The sequence below is a fragment of the Ruegeria arenilitoris genome (assembly GCF_013035315.1).
In the GTDB taxonomy this organism is placed as follows: domain Bacteria; phylum Pseudomonadota; class Alphaproteobacteria; order Rhodobacterales; family Rhodobacteraceae; genus Ruegeria; species Ruegeria arenilitoris_D.
In genome coordinates, this window is record NZ_WQHP01000001.1 from 591,124 (window position 1) to 616,817 (window position 25,694).

25 protein-coding genes are annotated in these 25,694 nt (G+C 58.7%); 12 read left to right on the forward strand and 13 right to left on the reverse strand.

Annotated elements, in window-relative coordinates:
* Window positions 1-2 precede the first annotated feature (2 nt).
* From GOV53_RS02885 to GOV53_RS02915, 8 genes are all read left to right on the forward strand, one after another.
* Window positions 3-614, forward strand: coding sequence for a TorD/DmsD family molecular chaperone (locus GOV53_RS02885; RefSeq protein WP_170464176.1), 612 nt, complete (start codon window positions 3-5; stop codon window positions 612-614).
* 58 nt (window positions 615-672) lie between these two features.
* The gene (locus GOV53_RS02890) at window positions 673-861 is read left to right on the forward strand and encodes a ubiquinol-cytochrome c reductase iron-sulfur subunit N-terminal domain-containing protein (RefSeq protein ID WP_068334771.1); all 189 of its coding nucleotides are present in this window, start codon (window positions 673-675) and stop codon (window positions 859-861) included.
* A 104-nt stretch (window positions 862-965) separates the two neighbouring features.
* A complete protein-coding gene (locus GOV53_RS02895) occupies window positions 966-3,860 on the forward strand; it encodes a formate dehydrogenase subunit alpha (RefSeq protein WP_170464178.1) in 2,895 nt (964 codons plus the stop codon).
* Window positions 3,861-3,875: 15 nt separating this feature from the next.
* Entirely contained in the window at window positions 3,876-4,472 is a 597-nt protein-coding gene (gene fdh3B / locus GOV53_RS02900; protein WP_170421597.1) for a formate dehydrogenase FDH3 subunit beta, read from the forward strand.
* A 74-nt stretch (window positions 4,473-4,546) separates the two neighbouring features.
* A complete protein-coding gene (locus GOV53_RS02905; RefSeq protein ID WP_170464180.1) occupies window positions 4,547-5,752 on the forward strand; it encodes a formate dehydrogenase subunit gamma in 1,206 nt (401 codons plus the stop codon).
* On the forward strand, window positions 5,753-7,015 hold the full coding sequence (locus tag GOV53_RS02910) for a c-type cytochrome (protein WP_170464182.1): 1,263 nt from the start codon (window positions 5,753-5,755) through the stop codon (window positions 7,013-7,015).
* A gap of 13 nt (window positions 7,016-7,028) precedes the next feature.
* Complete coding sequence (locus GOV53_RS21415) at window positions 7,029-7,154, forward strand: hypothetical protein (RefSeq protein ID WP_302477676.1); 126 nt, start codon at window positions 7,029-7,031, stop codon at window positions 7,152-7,154.
* Window positions 7,155-8,027, forward strand: a complete 873-nt coding sequence (locus tag GOV53_RS02915) for a helix-turn-helix transcriptional regulator (RefSeq protein WP_170464184.1) — start codon at window positions 7,155-7,157, stop codon at window positions 8,025-8,027.
* Here the strand turns inward: GOV53_RS02915 and GOV53_RS02920 are convergent.
* From GOV53_RS02920 to GOV53_RS02960, 9 genes are all read right to left on the reverse strand, one after another.
* Window positions 8,024-8,848 carry a substrate-binding domain-containing protein gene (locus tag GOV53_RS02920; protein ID WP_170464186.1) on the reverse strand — a complete coding sequence of 275 codons (825 nt, stop codon included), beginning with the start codon at window positions 8,846-8,848 and terminating at the stop codon, window positions 8,024-8,026. The two genes, GOV53_RS02915 and GOV53_RS02920, sit on opposite strands and share 4 nt — an antisense overlap.
* 19 nt (window positions 8,849-8,867) lie before the next feature.
* Window positions 8,868-9,602: an ATP-binding cassette domain-containing protein gene (locus GOV53_RS02925; RefSeq protein WP_170464188.1), complete on the reverse strand. Its 735-nt coding sequence runs from the start codon at window positions 9,600-9,602 to the stop codon at window positions 8,868-8,870.
* Entirely contained in the window at window positions 9,595-10,308 is a 714-nt protein-coding gene (locus tag GOV53_RS02930; protein WP_170464190.1) for an ABC transporter permease, read from the reverse strand. Before GOV53_RS02930 ends, GOV53_RS02925 begins: the two co-directional genes overlap by 8 nt.
* A 154-nt stretch (window positions 10,309-10,462) precedes the next feature.
* Window positions 10,463-11,452 carry an ABC transporter substrate-binding protein gene (locus GOV53_RS02935; protein ID WP_170464192.1) on the reverse strand — a complete coding sequence of 330 codons (990 nt, stop codon included), beginning with the start codon at window positions 11,450-11,452 and terminating at the stop codon, window positions 10,463-10,465.
* Window positions 11,453-11,510: 58 nt separating this feature from the next.
* Window positions 11,511-12,356 (reverse strand): ABC transporter permease, encoded by an 846-nt coding sequence (locus tag GOV53_RS02940; RefSeq protein WP_170464194.1) that lies wholly within the window; start codon window positions 12,354-12,356, stop codon window positions 11,511-11,513.
* Entirely contained in the window at window positions 12,353-13,285 is a 933-nt protein-coding gene (locus GOV53_RS02945; RefSeq protein WP_170464196.1) for an ABC transporter permease, read from the reverse strand. Before GOV53_RS02945 ends, GOV53_RS02940 begins: the two co-directional genes overlap by 4 nt.
* A gap of 135 nt (window positions 13,286-13,420) precedes the next feature.
* Window positions 13,421-14,218 carry an ABC transporter ATP-binding protein gene (locus GOV53_RS02950; protein WP_170464198.1) on the reverse strand — a complete coding sequence of 266 codons (798 nt, stop codon included), beginning with the start codon at window positions 14,216-14,218 and terminating at the stop codon, window positions 13,421-13,423.
* Window positions 14,219-14,273: 55 nt separating this feature from the next.
* Window positions 14,274-15,728, reverse strand: coding sequence for a dihydropyrimidinase (hydA, locus tag GOV53_RS02955; protein ID WP_170421630.1), 1,455 nt, complete (start codon window positions 15,726-15,728; stop codon window positions 14,274-14,276).
* A 92-nt stretch (window positions 15,729-15,820) separates the two neighbouring features.
* Entirely contained in the window at window positions 15,821-17,071 is a 1,251-nt protein-coding gene (locus GOV53_RS02960; RefSeq protein ID WP_170464200.1) for a Zn-dependent hydrolase, read from the reverse strand.
* Between the two features lie 171 nt (window positions 17,072-17,242).
* On the opposite strand from GOV53_RS02960, the gene GOV53_RS02965 reads away from it, so the two are divergent.
* Both GOV53_RS02965 and GOV53_RS02970 read left to right on the forward strand, forming a co-directional pair.
* Complete coding sequence (locus tag GOV53_RS02965) at window positions 17,243-17,851, forward strand: TetR family transcriptional regulator C-terminal domain-containing protein (RefSeq protein WP_170464202.1); 609 nt, start codon at window positions 17,243-17,245, stop codon at window positions 17,849-17,851.
* A 241-nt stretch (window positions 17,852-18,092) separates the two neighbouring features.
* The gene (locus GOV53_RS02970; protein WP_170464204.1) at window positions 18,093-18,671 is read left to right on the forward strand and encodes a hypothetical protein; all 579 of its coding nucleotides are present in this window, start codon (window positions 18,093-18,095) and stop codon (window positions 18,669-18,671) included.
* 160 nt (window positions 18,672-18,831) lie between these two features.
* Here GOV53_RS02970 and preA read toward each other — a convergent pair whose 3' ends face one another.
* The 4 genes from preA to GOV53_RS02990 form a co-directional block, all read right to left on the reverse strand.
* The gene (gene preA / locus GOV53_RS02975; RefSeq protein ID WP_170464206.1) at window positions 18,832-20,136 is read right to left on the reverse strand and encodes an NAD-dependent dihydropyrimidine dehydrogenase subunit PreA; all 1,305 of its coding nucleotides are present in this window, start codon (window positions 20,134-20,136) and stop codon (window positions 18,832-18,834) included.
* A gap of 18 nt (window positions 20,137-20,154) precedes the next feature.
* Window positions 20,155-20,991, reverse strand: coding sequence for a methyltransferase domain-containing protein (locus GOV53_RS02980; protein WP_170464208.1), 837 nt, complete (start codon window positions 20,989-20,991; stop codon window positions 20,155-20,157).
* A 46-nt stretch (window positions 20,992-21,037) separates the two neighbouring features.
* Window positions 21,038-22,372: an NAD(P)-dependent oxidoreductase gene (locus tag GOV53_RS02985; RefSeq protein WP_170464210.1), complete on the reverse strand. Its 1,335-nt coding sequence runs from the start codon at window positions 22,370-22,372 to the stop codon at window positions 21,038-21,040.
* A 159-nt stretch (window positions 22,373-22,531) separates the two neighbouring features.
* A complete protein-coding gene (locus tag GOV53_RS02990; RefSeq protein ID WP_170464212.1) occupies window positions 22,532-23,164 on the reverse strand; it encodes a cupin domain-containing protein in 633 nt (210 codons plus the stop codon).
* A gap of 166 nt (window positions 23,165-23,330) precedes the next feature.
* Between GOV53_RS02990 and GOV53_RS02995 the strand changes: the two genes are divergently transcribed.
* A complete protein-coding gene (locus GOV53_RS02995) occupies window positions 23,331-24,326 on the forward strand; it encodes a hypothetical protein (RefSeq protein WP_170464214.1) in 996 nt (331 codons plus the stop codon).
* Window positions 24,327-24,398: 72 nt separating this feature from the next.
* Complete coding sequence (locus tag GOV53_RS03000; protein ID WP_170464216.1) at window positions 24,399-25,691, forward strand: O-acetylhomoserine aminocarboxypropyltransferase/cysteine synthase family protein; 1,293 nt, start codon at window positions 24,399-24,401, stop codon at window positions 25,689-25,691.
* Window positions 25,692-25,694 lie beyond the last annotated feature (3 nt).

Below are 25,694 nucleotides of genomic sequence, written 5' to 3' on the forward strand. Positions count from 1 at the left end.
CTATGACCGCAAGCGAAGCGCAACAGATCGAAGTCTCGGCCGAGGATCGCCTGCGCGCGGATTTCTACAACTTCCTCGGGCTGCTTCTGTCTGCCCCGCCGGATCAGCTGTTGTTGGATCAAGTGTCCGGCCTGTCCGGCGATGACACCGATCTGGGACAGGCTATTCAAGCCATGGCGCGCGTCGCCAAGGTGACGAAGCCTGCAGCTGCGGAACGCGAATTCAATGCCCTGTTCATTGGACTGGGTCGTGGGGAGTTGCTGCCTTATGCCAGTTTCTACCTGACGGGTTTCCTGAACGAGAAGCCTCTGGCCCAGTTGCGCAACGACATGGCCGCGCGCGGGATCACCCGCGCCCAGAACGTGTTCGAGCCGGAAGACAATATCGCTTCGCTGATGGAGATGATGGCCGGAATGATCGTCGGACGCTTTGGCTCTACAGCCTCGCTGGAAGACCAGAAGGTGTTCTGGAGCAAACATATCGGCCCTTGGGCCACACATTTCTATTCGGATTTGGAAGGCGCTGAGAACTCGGTTCTCTATGCCTCGATCGGTACTGCCGGTCGGGTGTTCATGGAGATCGAGCGCGAAGCCTTCCGAATGACGGCGGCATAGCCCGCCAATCGCCAGCGCCCGAATTGGCGCTAGATCGCAAATGGGAAAGGAGAAGCCCATGAGCAAGACCAAGGAAGAAGGCGCAACCCGCCGCGACTTCCTCAAACTGGCCGGAACCGCAGCGCCCGCTGCTGTCGCCGCAGCCAGCCTGACCGGACAGGCCGAAGCAGCCGAGCTGCCGACGGACGAAACCCGGATGCAGGACACCGCGCACACGCGCGCTTACCTCGACAGCGCCCGGTTCTAAACCGGACGAGGTCACACCCGACTGACGGTTGCGATTGGCCCTGACGTCGGCATCAGCAGTACCAAGCCAGCCATGGCGAACATGGCCAGCAAGGGAGGAAAGAAATGCTTAGGAAAAAGACCAACGGGGTTGCGAGACGCCCCCAGCGGACAAGTATCCTGTCCCAAATCGGCGAGAAAACCGTCGATCGCCGCGCGTTCCTGCGTGGCTCGGGCCTGACGATCGGCGGCCTTGCCGCGATCAGCGCCACGGGTGGAACCGTGACGCCTGCCAGTGCCCAGACAGCGGCCAATGCCGCCGTCGAGAACATCAAATCCGTATGCACCCATTGCTCGGTCGGCTGTACGGTCGTCGCCGAAGTGCAGAACGGCGTCTGGATCGGGCAGGAACCCGGTTGGGACAGCCCGTTCAACCTGGGTGCACACTGCGCCAAAGGTGCCGCGGTTCGCGAGCACGCGCATGGCGAGCGCCGCCTCAAGTATCCGATGAAAAAGGAAGGCGGCGAGTGGAAGCGCATCAGTTGGGAAGAGGCGATCAACGAGATCGGCGACGGCATGATGAGCATCCGCGAGGAATCCGGACCGGACAGCGTGTACTGGCTGGGATCGGCCAAGCATAATAACGAACAGGCCTATCTGTTCCGCAAGTTCGCCGCCTATTGGGGCACGAACAACGTGGACCATCAGGCTCGTATCTGCCACTCGACCACTGTTGCAGGTGTTGCGAACACATGGGGCTACGGCGCCATGACCAATTCGTACAACGACATGCACAACAGCCGGGCCATCTTTATCATCGGTGGCAACCCGGCCGAGGCGCACCCCGTCTCGTTGCTGCATATCCTGCGTGCGAAGGAGCAAAACAACGCACCTCTGATCGTCTGCGACCCGCGCTTTACGCGCACCGCGGCCCATGCGGATGAATATGTCCGTTTTCGCCCCGGTACAGACGTCGCATTGGTCTGGGGTATCCTGTGGCACATCTTCGACAACGGCTGGGAAGACAAAGAGTTCATCCGCACCCGTGTCTGGGGCATGGACCAGATCCGCGAAGAGGTTGCCAAGTGGAACCCGGACGAGGTCGAGCGAGTCACCGGCACGCCCGGTTCGCAGCTGCGCCGCGTCGCACGTACCATGGTGAACAACCGCCCCGGCACCGTCGTATGGTGTATGGGTGGTACGCAGCACACTAACGGCAACAACAACACCCGCGCCTATTGCGTGCTCCAGCTTGCTCTGGGCAACATGGGCACCTCGGGTGGTGGCACCAACATCTTCCGCGGCCATGACAACGTGCAGGGCGCGACGGACCTTGGTGTTCTGTCCCACACCCTGCCCGGCTACTATGGCCTGTCTAAGGGTGCATGGGGTCACTGGGCCCGTGTCTGGGGTGAAGATCCCGAATGGCTGGCGGGTCAGTTCGCCACGATCAAAGACAAGGAAGGCAAGGATAAACCGCTGCAGAATGAGCGCGGCATCCCGGTCTCCCGCTGGATCGACGGTGTTCTGGAAGACCCGGCCAACATGGATCAGGACAACAACGTCCGTGCCATGGTTCTGTGGGGCCACGCGCCCAATTCGCAGACCCGGATGACGGAAATGAAGACGGCGATGGAGAAGCTGGACATGCTGGTCGTGATCGACCCGTACCCCACCGTCTCGGCCGTTCTGCAGGACCGTACCGATGGCGTCTACCTGTTGCCCGCCTGTACGCAGTTCGAAACCCGTGGCTCGGTCACGGCATCGAACCGCTCGCTGCAGTGGCGCGACAAGGTTGTCGATCCGCTGTTCGAAAGCCTGCCGGACGAGGTCATCATGGCCAAGTTCGCCAACAAGTTCGGCTGGGCGGACCGTCTGTTCCGCAATATCGAGATGGACGACCCGGAAACCCCCAATGTTGAAAGCATCACGCGTGAGTTCAACTCGGGCCTCTGGACCATCGGCTATACCGGTCAGTCGCCGGAACGTCTGAAAAGCCATATGGCCAACCAGCACACGTTCGACAGAACCACGCTGCAAGCCATTGGTGGACCCAACGACGGCGAGTATTACGGCCTGCCCTGGCCCTGCTGGGGAACACCGGAAATGGGTCATACAGGGACACCAAACCTCTATGACATGTCCAAACCGGTGGCCGAGGGTGGCCTGACCTTCCGCGCGCGCTTTGGCGTGGAACGCGATGGCGACAACCTGCTGGCCGAAGGGGTCTATAGCGTTGGATCGGAAATTCAGGATGGTTATCCGGAATTCACGATGCAAATGCTGATGGACCTTGGCTGGGACGGTGACCTCACCGCTGAGGAACGCGCGGCGATCGACGCCGTTGCGGGACCAGAGACAAACTGGAAGACCGACCTGTCCGGCGGTATCCAGCGGGTCGCGATCGCCCACGGCTGTGCGCCCTTCGGGAACGCCAAAGCCCGCGCGGTCGTCTGGACCTTCCCGGATCCGATCCCACTGCATCGCGAGCCGCTCTATACCAACCGGCGCGATCTGGTGGAGGACTATCCAACCTACGAAGACCGGCATGCCTATCGCCTGCCTACCCTTTATGCCTCGATTCAAAAGAACGACTTTTCAAAGGATTACCCAATAATCCTGACGTCTGGTCGTCTGGTCGAGTATGAAGGCGGTGGTGATGAGACACGGTCGAACCCGTGGCTGGCCGAGCTTCAGCAGGACATGTTCGTCGAGATCAACCCGCGCGATGCCAACAACCTTGGTATTCGTGACGGATCGCAGGTCTGGGTGGAAGGTCCTGAGGGCGGCAAGGTCAAGGTGATGGCGATGCTGACCAACAGGGTCGGTGCCGGCGTGGCCTTCATGCCATTCCACTTCGGCGGCCATTTCCAGGGAGAGGACCTACGGGCGAAATACCCCGCAGGAGCTGACCCCTATGTGCTGGGTGAAAGTACCAACACCGCCCAGACCTATGGCTATGATTCAGTGACCCAGATGCAAGAGACCAAAGCGACTCTTTGCAAGATCTGGTCAGCGTAAGGAGGAGAAGAGAAAATGGCAGCAAGAGCAAAGTTTCTCTGCGACGCCGAACGCTGCATCGAGTGCAACGCCTGCGTGACCGCGTGTAAGAACGAACACGAGGTTCCGTGGGGCATCAACCGCCGCAGGGTGGTGACGATCAATGACGGTAACCCGGGCGAACGCTCGATCTCGGTTGCCTGTATGCATTGCTCGGATGCGCCTTGCATGGCGGTGTGCCCGGTCGACTGCTTCTATCAGAACGAAGAAGGGGTCGTCCTGCACTCCAAAGACCTGTGCATTGGCTGTGGCTATTGCTTCTATGCGTGCCCCTTCGGCGCGCCGCAATATCCGCAGGCGGGCAACTTCGGATCACGCGGCAAGATGGACAAGTGTACCTTCTGCGCCGGTGGCCCCGAAGAGAACAACTCGACTGCAGAGTTCGCAAAGTATGGTCGCAACCGGATCGCCGAGGGCAAACTGCCCATCTGCGCCGAGATGTGTTCCACTAAGGCCCTGCTCGCCGGTGACGGCGATGTCGTCTCAGCCATCTACCGTGAGCGCGTCGTGGCGCGCGGATTTGGCTCGGGCGCGTGGGGTTGGGGCACGGCCTACGACCAGAAAGACGGCTGACACCAAGTCAGTGCAAAGAACGGATGACCCGCAACACGCGGGTCGTCCCTTTAGGAATTTTGACCGAGGTTCAGATGTTCCGTCTACTCATCGCATTACTGCTGACCGTCACAATGGCCCAAACTGCCGTTGCCCAATCTAGCGAAACTGAGGCCCCGCCCGCCGCTGACAGGACGTCGACCGGCGGTGCAACCACGCTGGAAGACATCATGGCACGTCAGCGCGGCGAAAAGGTGAACAACACCTATCGGTCTGAAAACACGGGGCAAGGCAATGTGGAAGGCCTGCTGGGTCAATTCGGCCCAAGCGGAGTGGCCTCGGACAGCGATGTGTACCGTGCTTTGCGGTTTGGATCTGCGGACGTAACGGTATCGTCGCGCGGGCCAGCTGACAGTGTTCTGATCCAGGACGGCGGAATGTGGTGGTGGGCGTTCCGCACCGGGCCGCTGCGCGAATACGGCACCTTTATCGTGGGTGGTATGCTTGCGATTATCGTGCTGTTCTTCCTTATCCGCGGGAAAATACGGATCGATGGCGAGAAAACCGGCCGCACCGTCACCCGCTTCAACGGTTTCGAACGCTTCGGACACTGGCTGTTCGCCGGGTCCTTCCTGATCCTCGGCATAACCGGCCTGCTCACCCTTTATGGTCGCGACTTCCTGATCCCGATCTTTGGCCGCGAAGGCTTTGCCGTCATTGCGCAAGGCTGCAAATGGCTGCACAACAACCTGGCCTGGGCCTTCATGCTGGGGCTGATCATCGTCACGGTGAACTGGATTGCCCACAACATCCCCAACCGGGTGGACCTGAAATGGCTGGCTGCTGGCGGCGGGTTGTTTACCAAAGGCAGCCACCCGCCCGCCAAGAAATTCAACGCGGGCCAAAAGATCATCTTCTGGGCCTGCATTCTGCTGGGCGTCTCAATCAGCCTTTCGGGCCTGTCCTTGCTGTTCCCGTTCGAACTGCCGATGTTCGCCAAGACCTTCTCGATCGCCAATTCCACCGGTATTCCGCAAATGCTGGGCCTGAACCTGCCGGTGCAGATGTCGCCGCAGGAAGAGATGCAGTACGCGCAGGTCTGGCACGTCATGGTGGCCTACGTGTTCATCGCCATCATCATCGCCCATATCTATCTGGGCTCGGTCGGCATGGAAGGCGCGTTTGACGCCATGGGGACTGGCGAAGTCGAAGAGCAATGGGCGCGCGAGCACCACTCGCTGTGGCTGGAAGAAGTACAGGAAAAAGAGGCCGGGAAAGCAACCGCCTCACCCGCTGAATAAATGCGCGGGCTGGTTCTGGCGCTGGCCCTTGTGCCCCTGCCCGCCTGGTCTGAGTTCTTTACGCTCAAAGGTCATGGCGGGCCGATTATGGGCATTGCTACCGCACCCGACGGCAGGATCGCGACCGCCAGTTTCGACAACTCGGTTGGCCTTTGGACCGGCCAATCCCCGGAATGGTTGGAAGGGCACGAGGCCGCGGTCAATTCCGTGGTGTTCAACGGAACTGCGATCTATTCGGCGGGGGATGACTTCACACTGCGCCAATGGCCCGGTGGGCAAGTTGTAGGCCAGCATAAGGGTAAGATCGTTGCTGTTGCAGCCTCAAAAACCCATGTAGCCACGGCCAGTTGGGACGGCACGATAGGTTTGTGGCCTGTCGATGGCTCGCCCCCTGCAATGCTGGGTCCAATCGGCAGCGGCGTAAACGACGTTGCTTTCACCGCAGACGGTTCCCGGCTTTACTCCGCTGGCGTCGACGGGGCCTTGCGTGTTTGGGATATCACCAGCGGTCAGGAAACCGACCGGCTGGTTGAACATGGGTTCGGCATTAACGAACTGATCCTGAACCAACAGGACGGCTGGATCGCCTATGGCGCAGTCGATGGTGTGACGCGGATTCTTGATCTGGAAACCAGAGAGGAACGCGATTTCACGCTGGAACGCCGACCCATCCTGGCCCTTGCCCTCAGCCCCGATCGCAACTTGTTGGCGGTCGGTGATGGCGAGGGCTACATCATGGTGATCGATACCGTCGACTGGCGCATTGCGCAGGATTTCCGGGCCACATTGCGCGGGCCGGTGTGGGCGCTGGCGTTTTCTCCGGATGGTCTGAACCTACACGCAGGCGGTATTGATGAGGCGATGTACAGCTGGCCGGTTGAAACGCTTGGTGATCAGGAGCAAATGGCCGCTGCTGAGCCCAGCTTTCTCAAGAACCCCGAGGAAATGGAAAATGGAGAGCGCCAGTTCGCGCGCAAATGTTCGATCTGCCACAGCCTGACGCCCGACGGGCAGCGACGTGCGGGGCCAACTTTGTACGGAGTGTTCGGCCGCACGGCGGGCACGCTACCGGAATATTTTTACTCGGACACGCTGCAAGACTCTGATATCATTTGGAATGAAGAAACGATAAACGCTCTGTTTGACGAAGGGCCGGACCACTATATCCCGGGGTCGAAGATGCCGATGCAACGGATCACCGAACCCAAGGACCGGGACGACCTGATCGCCTTTTTGCGCCGGGCCACGGCACCGGAAAACTGAGCCGGAGGAGACTATGAAAGCCTTTCTTGCTGCTGTCGTCGCCATGGTGGTCATCACCGTCGCCGCGCCATTTGCACTGCAACAGATCGGGTTCAGCGCCGCAGATGCAGGGTCCGGATCGGCCGTGCGTCTCGACTGAATGTCCGAATATCTCACCACCAAGGAACTGGCCGATCTGCTGCGCATTGGCGAGCGGAAGGCCTATGACCTCGCCTCATCGGGCGAGGTTCCTTGTGTGCGCGCCATGGGTAAGCTGCTGTTTCCCCGCGCCGAGGTGATTGCCTGGCTGAATGCCTCGCGGTCCGGCCCTCAGGTCGCCGAACCACCACTGCCCCCGATTGTCGCCGGTAGTCACGATCCCTTGCTGGACTGGGCGCTGCGCGAGAGCGGTTCAGGGTTGGCTACATATTATGATGGTTCATTCGACGGTCTGACGCGGTTGAAAGACAGAACCGCGCAAGCAGCCGCGTTGCACATCCATGAGGATGGCGGGTTCAACACCCGGGCATTGCGCGACGCATTGGGTGAGGCCCCAGTGGTTCTATTCGAAGTCGCCCAACGCCAGCGCGGGTTGCTTCTGGCACCAGGCGCAACCGATATCGATGGGTTTGCGCAGCTAATGGGACGACGTGTCATCCTGCGCCAGGACAGCGCCGCCAGCCAACGTTTGTTTGACGCGCAACTGGATGCCCACGGCATGACGCGCGACGATCTGGACACCCTACCCACCTGCGCCCGCACTGAGGAAGAGTTGGCCATCGCGATCCACGACAGTAAGGCCGAGGCCGGGTTTGGCTTGGGCGCTTTGGCCGGGCTGTATGATCTCGGTTTTGTGCCCACGCATTCGGAACGCTTGGATCTGGCGATCTGGCGCCGGGCCTATTTCGACGACCCGATGCTCAAACTTCTGAGTTTCCTGCACTCCGAGCGGTTCGCGACACGGGCCGCCGAGTTTGGCAGCTACGACCTGTCTGGTCTGGGCACGATCCACCACAATGGAGCCAGCGGTTAACCCTCGGCTTTTGCGTTGGGAAAGAACAACTGCTGGCCGTTCGGCTGGAAAGCCTCGATAGCCGCCTGACCGTCCGGGCCAATAAGCCAATCAATAAAACGCTGGCCCGCCGACGCGCGCACGCGCGGGTGCTTTTCGGGATTCACCAGAATGACGCCGTATTGATTGAACAAGCGCGGATCGCCTTCGACCAGCACCTCTAGGTTTCCGCGATTGCCAAAGGATTCCCAGGTCGCGCGATCTGTCAGTGCATAGGCGTCCATGCCGCTGGCCACGTTCAACGTTGCCCCCATGCCAGATCCTGTTTCGCGATACCACGTGCCCGATGCACCGGCCGGGTCAACACCGGCGGCGTCCCAGTGGCGCAGTTCGGCCTTGTGGGTGCCGCTATCATCCCCGCGTGAGGCAAAGGGCGCTTTGGCCTGAGAGACTGCGGCCAAAGCCGCCACGATATCCGAACCGCCTTTGACCTTGGCCGGATCCGATTTGGGCCCAACCAGAACAAAATCGTTATACATCACGTCAAAACGTTCAACGCCCCAGCCATCTGCGACGAACTGTTCTTCGTCCGCTTTGGAGTGGACCAACAGAACGTCCCCGTCCCCATTGATCGCATTGCGGATTGCCTGACCGGTGCCAACGGCGACCACGCGCACGTCGATGCCCGTTTCGGCCTCGAACCAGGGAAGGATATGATCCAGCAAGCCTGAATTCTGTGTCGACGTTGTGGATTGAACCACGATGAAGGGCTCTTCTGCCAACGTGGGGCCTGCAAAAAGGCCAAGGGAAAGCACTACTGCCCGAAAGACATTTCGGATCATTCCGAACTCCAACTTGTTTTTATGTAACCAGCCCGCCTGACAAATACCTGCGCGAGGCTTCGCTATTTGGGGCATCCAAAACCTGACGGGCGTCGCCGTGTTCAACTACATGGCCGCCCTGCATCATCACGATATCCGCTGCCAGCCGCCGAGCCTGTCCGATGTCATGAGTGACCATGACGATCCGCACCCCCCGGCCTGAGGCGCGCAGGATCATCCGTTCGATCTTCTGCGTCGCACCCGGATCCAGCGCGCTGGTGGGCTCATCCAGAAACAGTGTGTCGGGCTCCAATGCCAGCGCGCGCAAGATTGCCAGTCGTTGTGCCTCTCCTCCAGACAGCGACCGCGCGGACTGCCGCGCCTTGCTTTCTAACCCGCCTTCGGTCAGCAACTCGGCGATGCGCAGCTTACGGGCGGAACGATGCAGACCCTGGCGTTTAAGAACAAAGTCCAGATTGGCCGCCACCGACCGACGCAGAAGAACGGGCTGCTGAAACACCATCGCTTGCCGCGCCTTATGATCCGCGTTCAGTGGCACCCCATCCTGTTCGACAAATCCTCTGTCCGGCACGATCAACCCATGCAGGCACCGCAGCAAAAGGCTTTTGCCCGCGCCATTTGGTCCAAGGATCAGCGTCGGCCCGGGTCCATCCAATGCCAGATGCGGAACATCAAGCAAGGCCGTGCCGTTGCGCGCGATCTGCACGCCGTTCACGACGATATGGCCTGCTATTTCCGAGATAAGATCACGCATGGCGAAGACCCTCCCGCTCGGCTTGCAGGGTAAGCGCACTGACCATCGCGTTCACCGCTATGGCAATGCCAATCAGGATCGCGCCAAGTGCAAGGGCCAGCGCCAGATTGCCCTTTGATGTCTCAAGCGCGATGGTTGTCGTCATGACCCGCGTCACATGGTTGATGTTGCCACCCACGATGATCACAGCCCCGACCTCGGCGATTGCGCGGCCAAATCCGGCCAGCAAAGCCGTGACCAGCGCCAATCGCGCGTCCCATAGCAACACCGGAACCGAGGCCAGCCGGGACACGCCCAGCGATCGGAGCTGTTCCGAATACTCCTCGGCCAGCATCTCGACCACTTGCCGGGTCAACGCGGCCACGATCGGTGTCACCAGCACCACCTGAGCTATGATCATCGCGGTCGGGGTATACAGCAACTCCAACACGCCCAACGGCCCAGAACGCGACAGCATTAGATAAACAAGCAGACCGACCACAACTGGCGGAAAGCCCATTAATGCATTCATCAGGATGATCAAAACACGCCGCCCCGGGAACCGGGCAACGGCCAGCGCAGCACCAACGGGCATCCCGATAAGAGCGGAAATCAGAACGGCAAAGACAGAAACTTTGAGGGACAGCAGCACAATCGCCCAAAGCTCTGCATCCCCATCGAGGATCAGGGCAATGGCCGTGCTGAATTCTGATGCAAATCCCTGCATTTTCTTCCGTTTTCGTGACTATTCGAACGAAATGCGTTGTTATTCAAAAGAATTCTACGGCATTTTGACCTTAAGTACAGACACATTTCCGACAAAAGAAACGGGAAACGCGGCCCCGGTTGGGACCGCGCTGTTTGCATCAATTTGCGGGCAATCAGTTCAGCGCCGCATCCGTGATCTGGTGGGTCCAAGCACCATCCGGTTGCTTGGTGATCACGGGATCGGATCCCCCAGCCAGCAGCGTAGCCACTGTACGCTCAAAGTCTGCCGGATCGAGAGCCCCGTTTGAGCCCGCGGTCAGCTTGGCAATCTCGCCCATCATGCGCTTTTGATGCTCTTCGGTCTGAGCACCGGTCGCGTCATTCTCAAGCACGATCTCTGCTGCTTCGTCGGGGTTTTCCTCAGCGTATTTCCACCCTTTCATAGAGGCACGGACAAAGCGTTCCATCTTGTCGGTGAAGGCCGCATCGCTCAGGTTTTCTTCCAGAACATACAGACCGTCTTCCAGCGTTGCGACGCCCTGGTCCTCGTATTTGAAGGTCACCAGTTCATCCGGGTTAATGCCTGCGTCAATGACCTGCCAGTATTCGTTGTAGGTCATGGTGCTGATGCAATCTGCCTGGCGCTGCAGCAGTGGGTCGACGTTGAAACCCTGCTTCAGAACCTCAACACCGCTTTCGCCTTTTCCGCCCGTGTCGATGCCCAGCTGGCTCATCCAGCTCATAAAGGGGAATTCATTGCCGAAGAACCAGACACCCAGCGTACGGTTCTTTAGATCCTCGGGTGAGGAAATCCCGGCGTCTTTCCAGCAGGTCAGCATCATACCCGAGCTTTTGAACGGCTGCGCGATGTTCACCAGCGGCAGGCCCTTTTCGCGCGCTGCCAGTGCGGCTGGCATCCATTCGACCGTCACGTCAGCCCCGCCGCCAGCGATTACTTGCGTCGGCGCAATGTCGGGACCACCCGGAAGGATCGTGACATCAAGGCCCTCTTCTTCGTAGAACCCTTTGTCTTTGGCGACGTAATAGCCCGCGAACTGTGCCTGCGTGACCCACTTGAGTTGCAATGTCACCTCATCCGCCGCCAAGGCCGAACTGGCGGCCAGGCTAAAGGCGGCTATCGCCCCGCTGAGTAGCTTATTCATCTTCATATCTCCTAGTTGCTGTTGTTGCCCCTTTTCGGGGTCTGTTGAATTCCTTTTGTTATCCACGCTGTGACGGGTGCCAGAAGGTCACCGCTTTTTCGAGCATAGCTACCAAAGCATAGAACAACGTGCCCGCCATGGCAGCCACCGCGATTTCGGCCCAGACCAAGTCGATGGACAGGCTGCCGACGCCCGTCGAAATCCGAAAGCCCATTCCGCGTGTGGGCGATCCAAAGTATTCCGCGACGATTGCCCCGATCAATGCCAGCGTTGTGGCAATCTTCAACCCATTGAAAATGAAGGGCATCGCCGCCGGCAAGCGCAGCTTGATCAGAGTCTGCATATAACTGGCTGCATAGGTCCGCATCAGGTCGCGCTGCATCGCATCAGCCTCGCGCAGACCCTGTACGGTGTTCACCAGGATCGGAAAGAACACCATCACAACGACCACGGCAGCTTTGGATTGCCAGTCAAACCCGAACCAGCTGACCAAAATGGGGGCGATCCCAACGATGGGCAGAGCCGCCACAAAGTTCCCGATGGGAAGCAGGCCACGGGTCAGGAACACCGACCGATCGATCAGGATGGCCGTCACAAAGGCAGCTGAACTGCCGATAGCAAACCCCGTCAGGGCGCCTTTGAAGACAGTTTGTTTAAAGTCCTGCCACAGAATGTCCGTCGAATTCATAAAGGTCTGCGCGACCATCGACGGCGGCGGCAGGATGACTGGCGACACGTTAAAGCCACGCACCAACCCTTCCCACAGGATCAGGAGTGTGACGCCGAACAGGACCGGCACAAAGACGCGTATGCCTTTCGAATCGTGGTAGATCGATCGAGCCAACCAAACGTTTAGCGCCCAAGCACCTGCCCAAAAGATCAATGCAAAGATCAGCCAGCTCATGCGCCCATCCCCATTCTTCTAAGGGTTACACGCTGAACGATATCCAGCAGTGTCACCAGAACGCCCGCGAGGATGGCAGCAGCAAACAAAGCAGCCCAGATCGCCAAAGGTGTTCCGAACTGATCCCCGATCAGAATCCGCGCCCCGAGACCCGAGATCGCGCCTGTCGGAAGCTCACCCACAATGGTCCCGACCAAGGCCGCCGCGATACCGACCTTCAGCGAGGTAAACAGATACGGCACCGAGGACGGCAGGCGGAGTTTCAAAAACGCTTGCAGCCCGGTCGCGTTGTAGGTCTTGAGCAGATCTAACTGCGACACCGCAGGTGATCGCAGACCTTTAACCATCCCAACCAGAACCGGGAAGTAGCACAAATAAGCCGAAATGATCGCCTTGGGCACCCCGCGCCCCTCTATCCCCAATTGAGAACTCAGAACGATGATCATGGGCGCAAGCGCAACAATCGGTACCGTCTGGCTGATGATGGCCCATGGCATCAGGCTCATATCGACCACGCGGGAATAGACGATTGCTACCGCTCCCAAAATGCCGACTAACGTCCCAAGGACAAATCCCCACAGGGTGGATTGCAGCGTGATCCACCCGTGATAGATCAACGACCGTTTGGACATTGGACGGCCTTTTATCACCATTTCCCCGGTGGTTTTCCAAAGCTCCTCACCCACTTGCACAGGCGTCGGCAGGCGTGGGCGGTCCAGATCATAGCCCCGGATGATATGGTCCGAGTTCTGCGCCATCAGTATCCAAACTGAAACCTGCTGGCGATCACGCGACGCTTCGGGGGTAACGGCCTCACCCGCCCGTTCAGCCTGATCCAGAGAGGTACGGATATTCATCGGACCAACCGCCAGATACCACAGAACGACGATGGCGAGCAGTACAGTCAACACGGCAAAAAATTGCTTCATGCGGTCCGCTCCGAACAAAAGTCACAGGCCGCACCCAAGGCCGGATTCTGTATTCGACCAGACCGCCGACATTTGCAGGCGTTCACCTCGACGCAACCCTTTGGTGATGCGCCCCCGCCCTGGTATTTGTGCATCTCAATCATCATAAGAATGCCCTGCCCGCAGCCCGTCACGCACGCGATGCGCAATCTCGATGAATTCCGGGGTGTCGCGTATATCCAGTGGCCTTTCTTTCGGCAGAGGGCTGTCGATCACATCCGTAATTCTTCCCGGTCGCGGGCTCATAACAACGATCTTGGTGCTGAGATACACCGCCTCAGGAATCGAGTGCGTTACGAACCCAATGGTCTTCTCTGTCCGCGCCCAAAGGGCCAGAAGCTGTTCGTTCAGATGGTCGCGCACGATCTCATCCAATGCGCCAAATGGCTCGTCCATCAGAAGGATGTCGGCGTCGAATGCCAGCGCCCGCGCGATACTGGCCCGCTGTTGCATACCACCCGACAGTTGCCATGGAAACTTGCCACCAAACCCATCAAGATCAACAAGTTCCAAGACCTTTCTCACCCGCTCCTCCTGTTCGGCGGCCGAGTATCCCATAATCTCAAGCGGCAGTTTGATATTCTTGGCGATCGTGCGCCACGGGTACAGCCCGGCTGCCTGGAAGACATAACCATAAGCCCGGTTACGACGCGCCTCATCCGGGGTCATGCCGTTTACGGTCAGGGACCCTCCGGTTGGTGTTTCCAGTGCTGCGATGCACCGCAAAAAAGTGGTCTTGCCGCAGCCCGACGGTCCGATAAAGCTGACAAAGTCTCCCTTGTCGATGGTCAGGTTTACGTCCTTCAACGCGTGGATCGGGCCGTCATTGGTTTGGAAGGTCAGATCCAGCTGCCTTGCCTCGATAACGGGCTGGGTAGTGCTTTCAGTATTCATTCCATAGCCTTGAAAAGATTTGGCTTTGGGCCGCAGAATCTGCGGCCCACATTGATCATACGCCCGTCGCCGGAATGCCCGACCGTTCAACCGGCCGCGGCGCGGTCAGCTCTTTCCAAGTGCTCAACGCCTTGTTCACGTGTCCATTGGGTTCACGCGCCACAAAGTCACCATGACCCTCTTGGGTGCGGATCTCGCCATCATGCACGGCCACCTGTCCGCGGGTCAGTGTAAAGCGTGGCAAGCCTTTGACTTCTTTGCCCTCAAAGACGTTGTAATCGATGGCCGATTGCTGCGTGTCGGCGCTGATCGTCTTGGTTTTCTCGGGGTCCCAAACCACGATATCCGCATCCGCCCCGACGAGTATTGCGCCCTTTTTCGGATAGCAATTCATGATCTTGGCAATGTTTGTTGAAGTCACCGCAACAAACTCGTTCATCGTCAGACGACCTGTGTTCACACCATAGGTCCACAACATGGGCATCCGGTCTTCCAGACCACCGGTGCCGTTCGGGATCTTGGTGAAATCACCGACGCCATAGCGCTTCTGTTCCGTTGTAAACGCACAATGGTCCGTCGCAACAACGCTCAGCGTGCCCGAATGCAACCCATTCCACAGGCTATCCTGATGCTGCTTGTTGCGGAACGGAGGGCTCATAACCCGCCGCGCGGCGTGGTCCCAGTCCTGATGGAAATACTCGCTTTCATCCAGTGTCAGGTGCTGGATCAAAGGCTCACCCCAGACCCGCTTGCCCTGCATCTTGGCCCGGCGGATCGCTTCATGAGCATCCTCGCAGGACGTATGCACCACATACAACGGAACCCCTGCCATATCTGCGATCATAATAGCCCGGTTCGTCGCCTCACCCTCGACCTGCGGCGGGCGGGAGTAGGCATGCGCTTCGGGTCCGGTATTGCCCTCGGCCAACAGTTTGGCGCTCAGTTCGGCCACCACATCGCCATTCTCAGCGTGCACCATGGCAATCCCGCCTAGTTCTGCGAGACGCTTAAATGAGGCAAACAATTCGTCGTCGTTCACCATCAACGCGCCCTTATAGGCCATGAAGTGTTTAAACGTATTGATTCCACGGGTTTCGATAACTGTCTTGATGTCATCAAACACCTGCTCGCCCCACCAGGTCACGGCCATGTGGAAGGAATAATCACAGTTCGCGCGGGTCGACTTGTTGTCCCATCGCTTCAGCGCGTCCAGCAGGCTTTCACCTGGATTGGGCAACGCAAAGTCGACCACCATCGTGGTGCCACCGGCAAGCGCCGCCCGCGTTCCGCTTTCAAAATCATCGCTGGAGTATGTCCCCATAAAAGGCATCTCCAGATGGGTGTGCGGATCAATCCCGCCCGGCATGACATAACAACCGGTCGCGTCCAGCTCTTTGTCACCTTTCAGGTCCAGCCCAATCTCGGTGATCACCCCATCTTCGACCATGACATCCGCCTTGTAAGACAAATCGGCGGTCACAACGGTTCCGTTCTTGATGACAGTGCTCATTTTAATCTCCCTGACGCGGTCTGCGCCGCTTGCTTCATCTGGCTAAAAATACCTCGGGGGAGTCGCCCACCGGGCGACAGGGGCAGAGCCCCCTATTCCACGATCTCGGCCGTCTCGACGACCGCATGAAACAGAACATCCGCACCGGCGGCAGCCCACTCCTTGCTGATCTCTTCCGCCTCGTTGTGGCTTAGGCCATCTACACAGGGGCACATCACCATCGCGGTCGGAGCCACGCGGTTAATCCAACACGCGTCATGACCCGCTCCCGAGATGATGTCGGTGTGCGAATACCCCAGCCGTTCGGCCGCGTCCCGCACCGCTGCGACACAATCTGCGTCGAAGGTGACCGGATCAAAACCGCCTACTGTCTCGAATTCGATCTGCAGCCCCATCTCATCCACGATGTCCTGCGCGGCCAACCGCATTCGGTTTTCCATATCCTGAATCACTTCAAGGTCAGGAGACCGGAAATCGACCGTGAACACAGCTTTGCCGGGGATCACGTTTCGGGAATTGGGAAAAACTTCGATATGGCCCGCTGCGCCAACCGCATGAGGGGCATGCGACCACGCGATTTCGTCCACTTTTTCAAGGATGCGCGCCATCGCCAGCCCGGCATTCTTGCGCATCGGCATCGGGGTCGAGCCGGTATGCGCGTCCTTGCCTGTCACGGTGATCTCGGTCCATCGCAGACCCTGACCGTGGGTGACGACACCAATATCCTTACCTTCTGCCTCAAGGATCGGCCCCTGTTCGATATGCAGCTCGAAAAAGGCGCGCATTTTGCGACCGCCAACCTCTTCCTCGCCACGCCAACCGATCCGCTGCAATTCGTCGCCGAACTTTTTGCCCTCGGCATCCTCGCGATCATAGGCCCAGTCCTGCGTATGCACTCCGGCGAATACCCCCGAGGCGAGCATCGCTGGCGCATAGCGCGTGCCCTCTTCGTTGGTCCAGTTGGTCGCCACAATCGGATGCTTGGTCTTGATTCCCAGATCATTGAGCGTTCGGATGATCTCCAGCCCGCCCAACACGCCCAATACGCCATCATACTTTCCGCCCGTCGGCTGCGTATCCAGGTGAGAACCAACATAAACAGGCAGCGCGTCAGGGTCCGTACCTTCACGGCGCGCAAACATATTGCCCATCTGGTCCAGCCCCATGCTGCACCCGGCATCTTCGCACCACTTTTGAAACAAGGCCCGTCCTTCGGCGTCTTCGTCCGTAAGCGTCTGACGGTTATTGCCCCCTGCAACGCCCGGGCCGATCTTGGCCATTTCCATCAGGCTGTCCCAAAGTCTGTCGCCATTAATCCTGAGGTTTTGCGCCGGAGCTGCCATCTTGTTTTCCCTGTTGCTTGCGATTTGGCTCGCTTTTTGGTGTCTTGATTTGACCATCTGGTCAAACTCACGCTATCACGGGTTCGACATCAGTCAAGAAATTGCATGGTGCCGCCGCAAAATTCGGCATAGTTGGCACCCGCTTGGCCGAAAAAGAGACAACCGGAAAATATGCCAAAAGACCGTGCACCGACCAGAATTCAGAAAAAGAACCGCGCAGCGATTCTCGAAGCAGCCTTGAACGTGTTCTCGGCCCACGGGTTTCGGGGCGCGACTGTCGACCAGATCGCTGCCGAAGCCGGCCTGAGCAAACCGAACCTGCTGTATTACTTCCCGTCGAAAGAGGCGATTCACACCGCCCTATTGTCCGGCCTTCTGGAAACCTGGCTGGCCCCGCTGCATGATCTGGATGCGGACGGCGACCCGATGGAAGAGATCCTGTCTTACACGAGGCGCAAACTGCAGATGAGCCGGGAACTGCCGCGTGAAAGCCGCCTGTTTGCCAATGAACTGGTACAAGGCGCGCCGCGCATCCACGATGCGCTGTCTCAAGATCTCAGACAGCTTGTCGATGAGAAAGCCCAGGTTCTGACCGGTTGGATGGATCAGGGCAAGATCGCCCGGCTACACCCCTACCACTTGATCTTTTCGATCTGGGCGCTGACGCAGCACTACGCGGACTTTGACGTTCAGGTCCGCGCGATTCTGGGCGACGAAGACCCGTTCGAAGGGGCCGAGCCGTTTATCGACACGCTCTATCGGAAGCTTTTGGAGCCATAACACCGGCCTGTAACATATCTTAACAAAATAGATTTTTGTGACTGGCGGATGGTGATCTGCGCCTACCTCAGTGATTTTGAATGCCTGCTTGGTTTGCGCTAGCCGACGCACGCAGCCAGCCTGTTGTTGCATTTTTGTACCAAGCTTGCAGTTGCATGCTATTATCGCCGGAAAAATCAATCTGTTTTAGTGGGGTCACGCGTCGGGCAAGCGTGGTCCGTGGTTCGCGTGGGGGCGTGTTATGCGCCAGTTATCTCTGGCTCTATTTCTGTTTTTGGCAGGGTGCGGGGTCACATCCCGAAGCTCAACAGAACTGGAATACCTGCAAGAAATAGATCGCCTTTTGCAGGCGAATGACAGTTGCGGACTATGGCAATACGTGGTGTCGCGTCCCTTTGCCCTCGCCGGTGACGACGAACTATCAAAAGAGTTGCGCAGTTTCGTGTGGCAGTCTCGCGACCAGTGTGCATCCCGCGAACGAAGCGCTTTAGACGACACGAGATCCGACCAGATAGATCGCGCGAGCATCAACACCAGAAACTCGGTCAGTGGAACAAACAACAATCGGCTCGAAGCCTTAGTCGCGAGCACGGCGGCAACAGCTAACAGAGATAGGCGCAGCGAAAGGGACCAAGAAACGGAACTAGGCGAAGTCGAACGCGAAACTGGTGCCCGTGGTGCAAAAGGTAAGGGCGAAAGCAAAAGCGTAAAGGGAAACGGCGGTAAGGGCAGAGGAGAAAGAGGCAATAGTGGGAAAGGGAAAGGGAAAGGGAAAGGAAAGGGCAAAAAAGAAAAAGACGATGACGATGACGATGATTAGGGCCGGAGATCACGAGTATTAAGATAATGGCGTGGCAGCGGAGTTCTTAATTCCAAAAGCACTCCAATCGATTTCTGAACTCAATTTAGGAAGCAAACCCAAGGCGCAACCAGCAAAAAAGGGCCGCTTCCCGGCCCTTTCATTGTTTCTATTAGATCGTTTACTCAGCGGCTTTTGCCATTGGGTTATTTGGATGCGTTGTCCAGTTCGCGTATTCTGGCTGAACCTCTCGTCCAGTACGCGGATCGACTTCGCCCGCAGCCATTGGCACCATCGAGATGCAGCCGTCCACCGGACAAACATCGACACACAGGTTGCAGGCGACGCATTCGTCATCCATCACCTCAAACACCCGGTCATCGGACATCGAAATTGCCTGGTGGCTGGTGTCCTCGCAGGCGGCATAGCAGCGGCCACATTTGATGCACTGATCCTGATCGATCTTTGCCTTGGCCACGTAGTTCAGATTCAGATACTGCCAGTCGGTCACGTTGGGAACGGCCAGACCGACGATTTCCGAGACGTTTTTGTAGCCCTTTTCATCCATCCATTTGGACAGGCCCGCCGTCAGTTCGTCGATGATCTTGAACCCATAGGTCATTGCGGCGGTGCAGACCTGTACGTTGCCGCAACCCAGCGCCATGAACTCTGCCGCATCACGCCACGTGGTCACGCCGCCAATACCAGAGATCGGCAGGCCATGCGTCGCCTGAGCGCGTGAGATTTCCGAGACCATCGACAAGGCAATCGGCTTCACCGCCGGACCGCAATAGCCGCCGTGGCTGCCTTTGCCGTCAATCGAAGGCTCGGGGCTGAACGTGTCCAGGTTGACGCTGGTGATCGAGTTGATCGTGTTGATCAGCGACACCGCGTCCGCGCCGCCGTTTTTGGCGGCCTCAGCGGGCTTACGGATATCGGTGATGTTCGGCGTCAGCTTCACGATAACCGGACGGTCGTAGTACTGCTTGCACCAACGGGTGACCATCTCGATATATTCCGGCACCTGCCCCACCGCCGATCCCATGCCGCGTTCGCTCATCCCGTGCGGGCAGCCAAAGTTCAGCTCGATCCCATCCGCGCCGGTTTCGGCCACACGCGGAAGGATGGCTTTCCACGCCGCTTCCTCGCACGGTACCATGATCGAGGCAATCAGAGCGCGATCCGGGTAGTCAGCCTTGACCCGCGCCATCTCTTCCAGGTTCACCTCCAACGGTCGGTCGGTGATCAATTCGATGTTGTTCAGCCCCAACAGGCGACGATCCGCACCGTAAATCGCACCGTAGCGCGGGCCGTTCACATTCACGACCGGAGGTCCCTCGGACCCCAGTGTTTTCCAGACTACGCCACCCCATCCGGCCTCGAACGCGCGGCGGACGTTGTATTCCTTGTCAGTAGGCGGAGCGGATGCCAGCCAGTAAGGGTTGGGGCTTTCGATGCCCAGAAAGTTTGTCTTCAGATCGGCCATGGCGTCTCCCTTCCCGGCTCAGCCGGTTTTCTTGAATATCATTTCGGTCGGACGAATGCGCCCGGCCTTCAGGTTTTTGACGTAGTTCTGGAATTTCTCGGGCGCGGTCTCGCCCATCATCAGATGGATACCCAACGGCGCAGGTCCGGATTCAGCAATGCGCGCGAAGACTTCCTCGAAGAACTCCAGCGCGAATTGCGTACGGTCGGTTTCGGCGACCAATTCCAGACCGGCAGCATCTGCGGCGTCTTTGTAGACCTGCGGCGCATGAACGAACGAGGTCTCAGGTACGGTTGACCAAGGCAGCGGGAAGGACAGCGGTTCATCCGCGTCCCCGCCCATGACATCGAACAGGGCGAAGGTTCCACCCGTGGCCAGCGCGCGCGCGACTTCGGCGAACAGACCGGCCTTGTCTTCGATGTTCATGCCCACATGCAACATGACGGCAAGGTCAAACCCGGCATCCGGCACGGGCATGTCCAAAGCGCTGCCGACATGAAAGCTGGCCTTGTCGGAATGCCCAACCAGATCGCTCAGCGCTGTGGCCGTTTCGACGAATTCCGGGGTCAGGTCGACCCCGGTCACCGTCGAGTCATAACGATCCACGATGTACCGAGACGTACCGCCTATGCCGCATCCGACGTCCAGAACACGCGTTGCATGGGTGGGCGACAGCTGCGCGAACAGGTTGTCCGTCGCCAGAACGCCGCCGGTGTGGAACTCATCCCCCGCTTTCAGATCGGCCACAGTGGCCGCGTCAGGGTCGATTCCACTGGCCTCAAGCGCCGCGCGAACGCGGTCGGTTAGGGCTCCGGTGGTGTAGTGTTGAGCAACGGCTTGTTCGATCTGGGACATGGGAATACCTCAGCAGCGAAAGAAATGGGGTGAATACCCCACCCTATCACGAAACCAGCGTTGCGTGGATGTCCATCGCGGCATCGCGGCCCTCGGCCACTGCGGTCACGGTCAGGTCTTCGCCCCCCGCCGCACAGTCGCCACCGGCCCAAACACCCGCCATCGAGGTTCGCCCGGCCCCGGTCACAGCGATCTTGTTGCCGTCCAGTTCCAGACCCTCAGGCGCGCCGTCCAGATTTTGACCAATGGCTTTGAGCACCTGATCCGCTGGCAGGCGGATCATTTCCCCAGTGCCGGTCAGCTGCCCGTCGTGGCTGGTGGTATACTCCAACTCGATCTCGACCGCGGCTCCGTTTCCGTGGATGGCGACAGGTTGCACATTGGTCATGATCTTGACGCCGTGCGACGATGCGAGGTCCTGTTCGTACCGGCTGGCCCCCATCGCGTCGCGTCCTCGGCGATAGGCGATGGTGACATGTTCGGCACCCAGCAGTTTCGATTTCACCGCCGCGTCCACCGCGGTCATGCCACCGCCGATGACGACCACGTTGCGACCTACGGGCAGATCGACCAGATCAGAAGCCTGACGCACGTCCGAGATGAAATCCACTGCGAAGCGAACGCCATCTTTTTCCGCCCCATCAGCACGCAGGGCGTTCACCCCGGCAAGACCGATGGACAGAAACACCGCGTCATAGTTTTCGACCAGCCCCTCCAGCGAGATCCCCTCGCCCAGAACCGAACCGGTCTCGATCGAGATGCCGCCGATTTCCAGCAGCCAATCTACTTCGGCCTGAGCGAAGTTGTTGGTCGATTTATAAGCGGCGATCCCATACTCGTTCAGACCGCCGGGTTTGGGCTTGCTCTCGTGGATCACCACGTCATGACCGAACATGGCCAGTCGGTGGGCACAAGCCAGACCTGCGGGCCCTGCGCCGATCACGGCAACCGTTTTGCCCGTGGGCGTGGCGCGTTGAAAGGGATGAGTCCCCTTCGCCATCACGCTGTCGGTCGCGTAACGCTGCAGGCGCCCGATCTCGACCGGCGCGCCCTCGGCGGTTTCGCGAACGCAAACTTCTTCGCACAAAGTCTCGGTGGGACAAACACGGGCGCACATACCGCCCAGAATGTTCTGTGCCAGAATAGTCTCGCCTGCGGCCTCAGGTTGGCCGGCCTGGATCTGCCGCATGAACAGCGGAATATCGATGTCCGTAGGACAGGCCGTCACGCACGGCGCGTCATAGCAAAAGTAGCACCGATCAGCAGCCACGGCGGCCTCGTGCGGGGCCAGTGGCGGATGCAGATCCGTGAAATTCGAGGTCAGCTCATCGCTGGACAGCCGCCCGGAGACAATGCCGGAGGCAATCTGGCCCTGTGCCATCACTCTACTCCCTGTAGATATGTTTGTTATGACCTCAGCTTGCCACAAACAAATTTTTTATCAATTGGTAAAATTTGCCAAATGGTCAAAAAATGAAAAAACCGAGCCAATCGACCCGGTTTTCCTTTGAATCTGCCTGTTTTTGATGCAGCAGGTGGATCAGACCATCTGTGAAAGATGCCCGGTTTTCGTCCAAACCCGCGCCCCTGAGGTCCCTGCGGTCGCCGCAGACCGTGTACCTGGCGGCAATCTGAGCCAATCCCAGTTGGTGAATTCTTCGCCGGATTCTTGCAGCGATCCTTCGATCACAAACAGCTCCAACCCCTCTGTTGCGTCCAGCTCCAACGTCTCGCCCGCTGTCAGGTTGACCACCCTGACCTCCTCGTGCGCGTCTTTGAACAGTTGGGCATTTCCCTTGCCATTGATCGACCGACGCAGCTCGGTCCGGTCTGCGGGATCGAATTGATGCAGCTTCACCAAGATTGTCGCGCCCTCTTTCGCCGAAGGGGTGTGTGACGAAGTGGGCGGATTACGCACGTAACTGCCAACAGGGAAATCGCCGGTCTCGTCTTGAAACACTCCGTCCAGCACCAGGTATTCCTCGCCCCCATCATGGGTATGCGGCGCAAAAGCACTGCCCGGAGCAAAACGCACGATGGTCGTTGCGCGCGCGACCTCGTCCCCGATGCGATCCAGCATCTTGCGCTCGACGCCAGCAGCGGGCGACGCAACCCAATCTGTCTGGTCGAAATGAACCGCGACGCGTTTTGTGAAATCTGCGTTGATCTTCATTAGCTCGCTCCTGATCGAGACCTTCTGCCTAACATGGGATTACACAGACACATTTCAAATGGGCCTCTTACTTCGGGTTTTGACGGGCGGCTTTGTGTGCTGTACGTCAAGCACATCACCCGAGCAGCGCCGGACGACGGCATTCACAATAACTGAAAGTCACCGGATGCAGGCCAGCGCCTCGAAATTCAACATTGTCATCATCGGGCAAAACAACCGGCTGCAATACGAGGCTCTGCTGTTCGCGGCATCCTTGCGTCACAGCAGCCCGGATTTTTCAGGTCGATTGTTCGTTGCTGTCCCTCAAGCCGGACCGCGCTGGCCTCAGGATCCAAGCCTTCACGATGATGATCTGCTAAAGGCCCTGCGCCAGTTGGAAGCAGAAATCCTGCCTTTCGAGAACAAGGTCTTTGGCCACAGCTATCCTTATGGCAACAAGATCGAGGCGCTGCAGGCCCTGCCCGAGGGTGAGCCTTTTGTGTTCTTCGACAGCGACACACTGATCACCGGTGATGTGACGGGTGTGCCCTTCGACTTCGACCGACCCAGCGCGTCTCTGCGGGTCGAAGGCACTTGGCCTAAGCCGACCCTGTATGGTCCCGGACTGCACGGAATCTGGGGGGCGCTGTATCGCAAGTTCGGGCTGGATTTCGAAAGCTCTCAGGACACAAGCCAGCCGGTCGATTACTGGCGGCGCTATTTGTACTTCAACGCCGGATTCTTCTATTACTCCTGCCCGCGCAAGTTCGGAGAGCGTTTTCTGAACTACGCCCGCGCCATTCGGGATGAGGATATCCCCGAGCTTGCTGGCCAGAACCTCGATCCCTGGCTGGATCAGGCGGCATTGCCGCTGGTGATCCATTCGTTCGGCGGCGGGCGGAACGCCTTGCCTACGGGCCTGCTGGACGGGTCGGTAAGCTGTCACTATCGCCTGCTCCCCCTACTCTACGCGCGCGAAAGCGACCATGTCGTCGAGGTGCTGGAAACCGTGGCCGCTCCGAACCGGGTCAAAAAAGTGCTCAAGGCATATGACCCGATCAAGAAGCTGGTGCTGCAGCGCAAGGGCCACAAGATCCGAGAGATATTCGATCGCGACACCCTGCCAAAACGCGAGCAGGTCATTCGCAATCGGATCCGTAACAAGGGCCTGTGGATGCGCTGACAGGATTGTTGTGCAAGCGTCCTCAATCGCCTAGAGATTCTGCAACACACATTCCAACAGGAGATTTCCACGATGTCTGACGGCCCAACTTACGGTTTTGACACGCTTCAAATTCATGCGGGCGCGCGACCCGATCCTGCGACTGGCGCCCGTCAGACACCGATCTATCAGACCACGGCTTATGTGTTCCGCGATGCTGACCACGCGGCTGCGTTGTTCAACCTGCAAGAGGTCGGCTTTATCTATTCCCGCCTGACCAACCCAACCGTGGCCGTTCTGCAAGAACGTGTCGCGACACTGGAAGGCGGTGTTGGCGCGGTCTGCTGCTCTTCCGGTCACGCCGCTCAGATCATGGCGCTGTTCCCGCTGATGGGGCCGGGCTGCAATGTCGTCGCCTCAACCCGCCTATACGGTGGCACGGTCACGCAGTTCAGCCAGACAATCAAGCGGTTCGGCTGGTCGGCCAAGTTCATCGACACCGACGATCTGGACGCGGTGAAAGACGCCATCGACGAAAACACCCGCGCGGTGTTCTGTGAATCGATTGCCAACCCGGGCGGCTATGTCACAGATATCCGCGCGCTGGCGGATGTGGCGGACGCTGCGGGTATTCCGCTGATCGTCGACAACACCTCGGCCACGCCTTACCTGTGCCGCCCGATCGAGCATGGTGCTACGCTGGTCGTGCATTCAACCACAAAGTACCTGACCGGCAACGGCACCGTCACCGGCGGCTGCATCGTAGATTCGGGCAAGTTCGACTGGTCGGCGAATGACAAGTTCCCATCTCTCAGCGAACCGGAGCAAGCCTATCACGGCCTGAAGTTCCATGAGACGTTTGGCCCTCTGGCCTTTACCTTTCACGGCATCGCCATCGGTCTGCGCGATCTGGGTATGACGATGAACCCGCAAGCGGCGCACTATACGCTGATGGGTATTGAGACCTTGTCCTTGCGGATGGAACGCCACGTTGAGAACGCGCAGAAGATCGCAGCATGGCTCGAATCGGATGATCGCGTGGATTACGTCACCTATGCTGGCCTGCCCTCCTCGCCCTATCACGACCGGGTCAAGGCGCATTACAAGAAAGGTGCCGGAGCCTTGTTCACCTTTGCGGTCAAGGGCGGGTATGACGCTTGCGTCAAGCTGGTGAATGCGCTTGAGATTTTCAGCCACGTGGCAAACCTGGGCGATGCGCGGTCGCTGATTATCCACTCGGCTTCGACCACCCACCGCCAACTGACGCCGGAACAGCAAGAAGCCGCGGGTGCCGGCCCGGGTGTGGTGCGGGTTTCGATCGGGATCGAAGACGCCGATGACCTGATCGCCGATTTGGATCAGGCTCTGGCAAAAGCCACGGCCTAAACC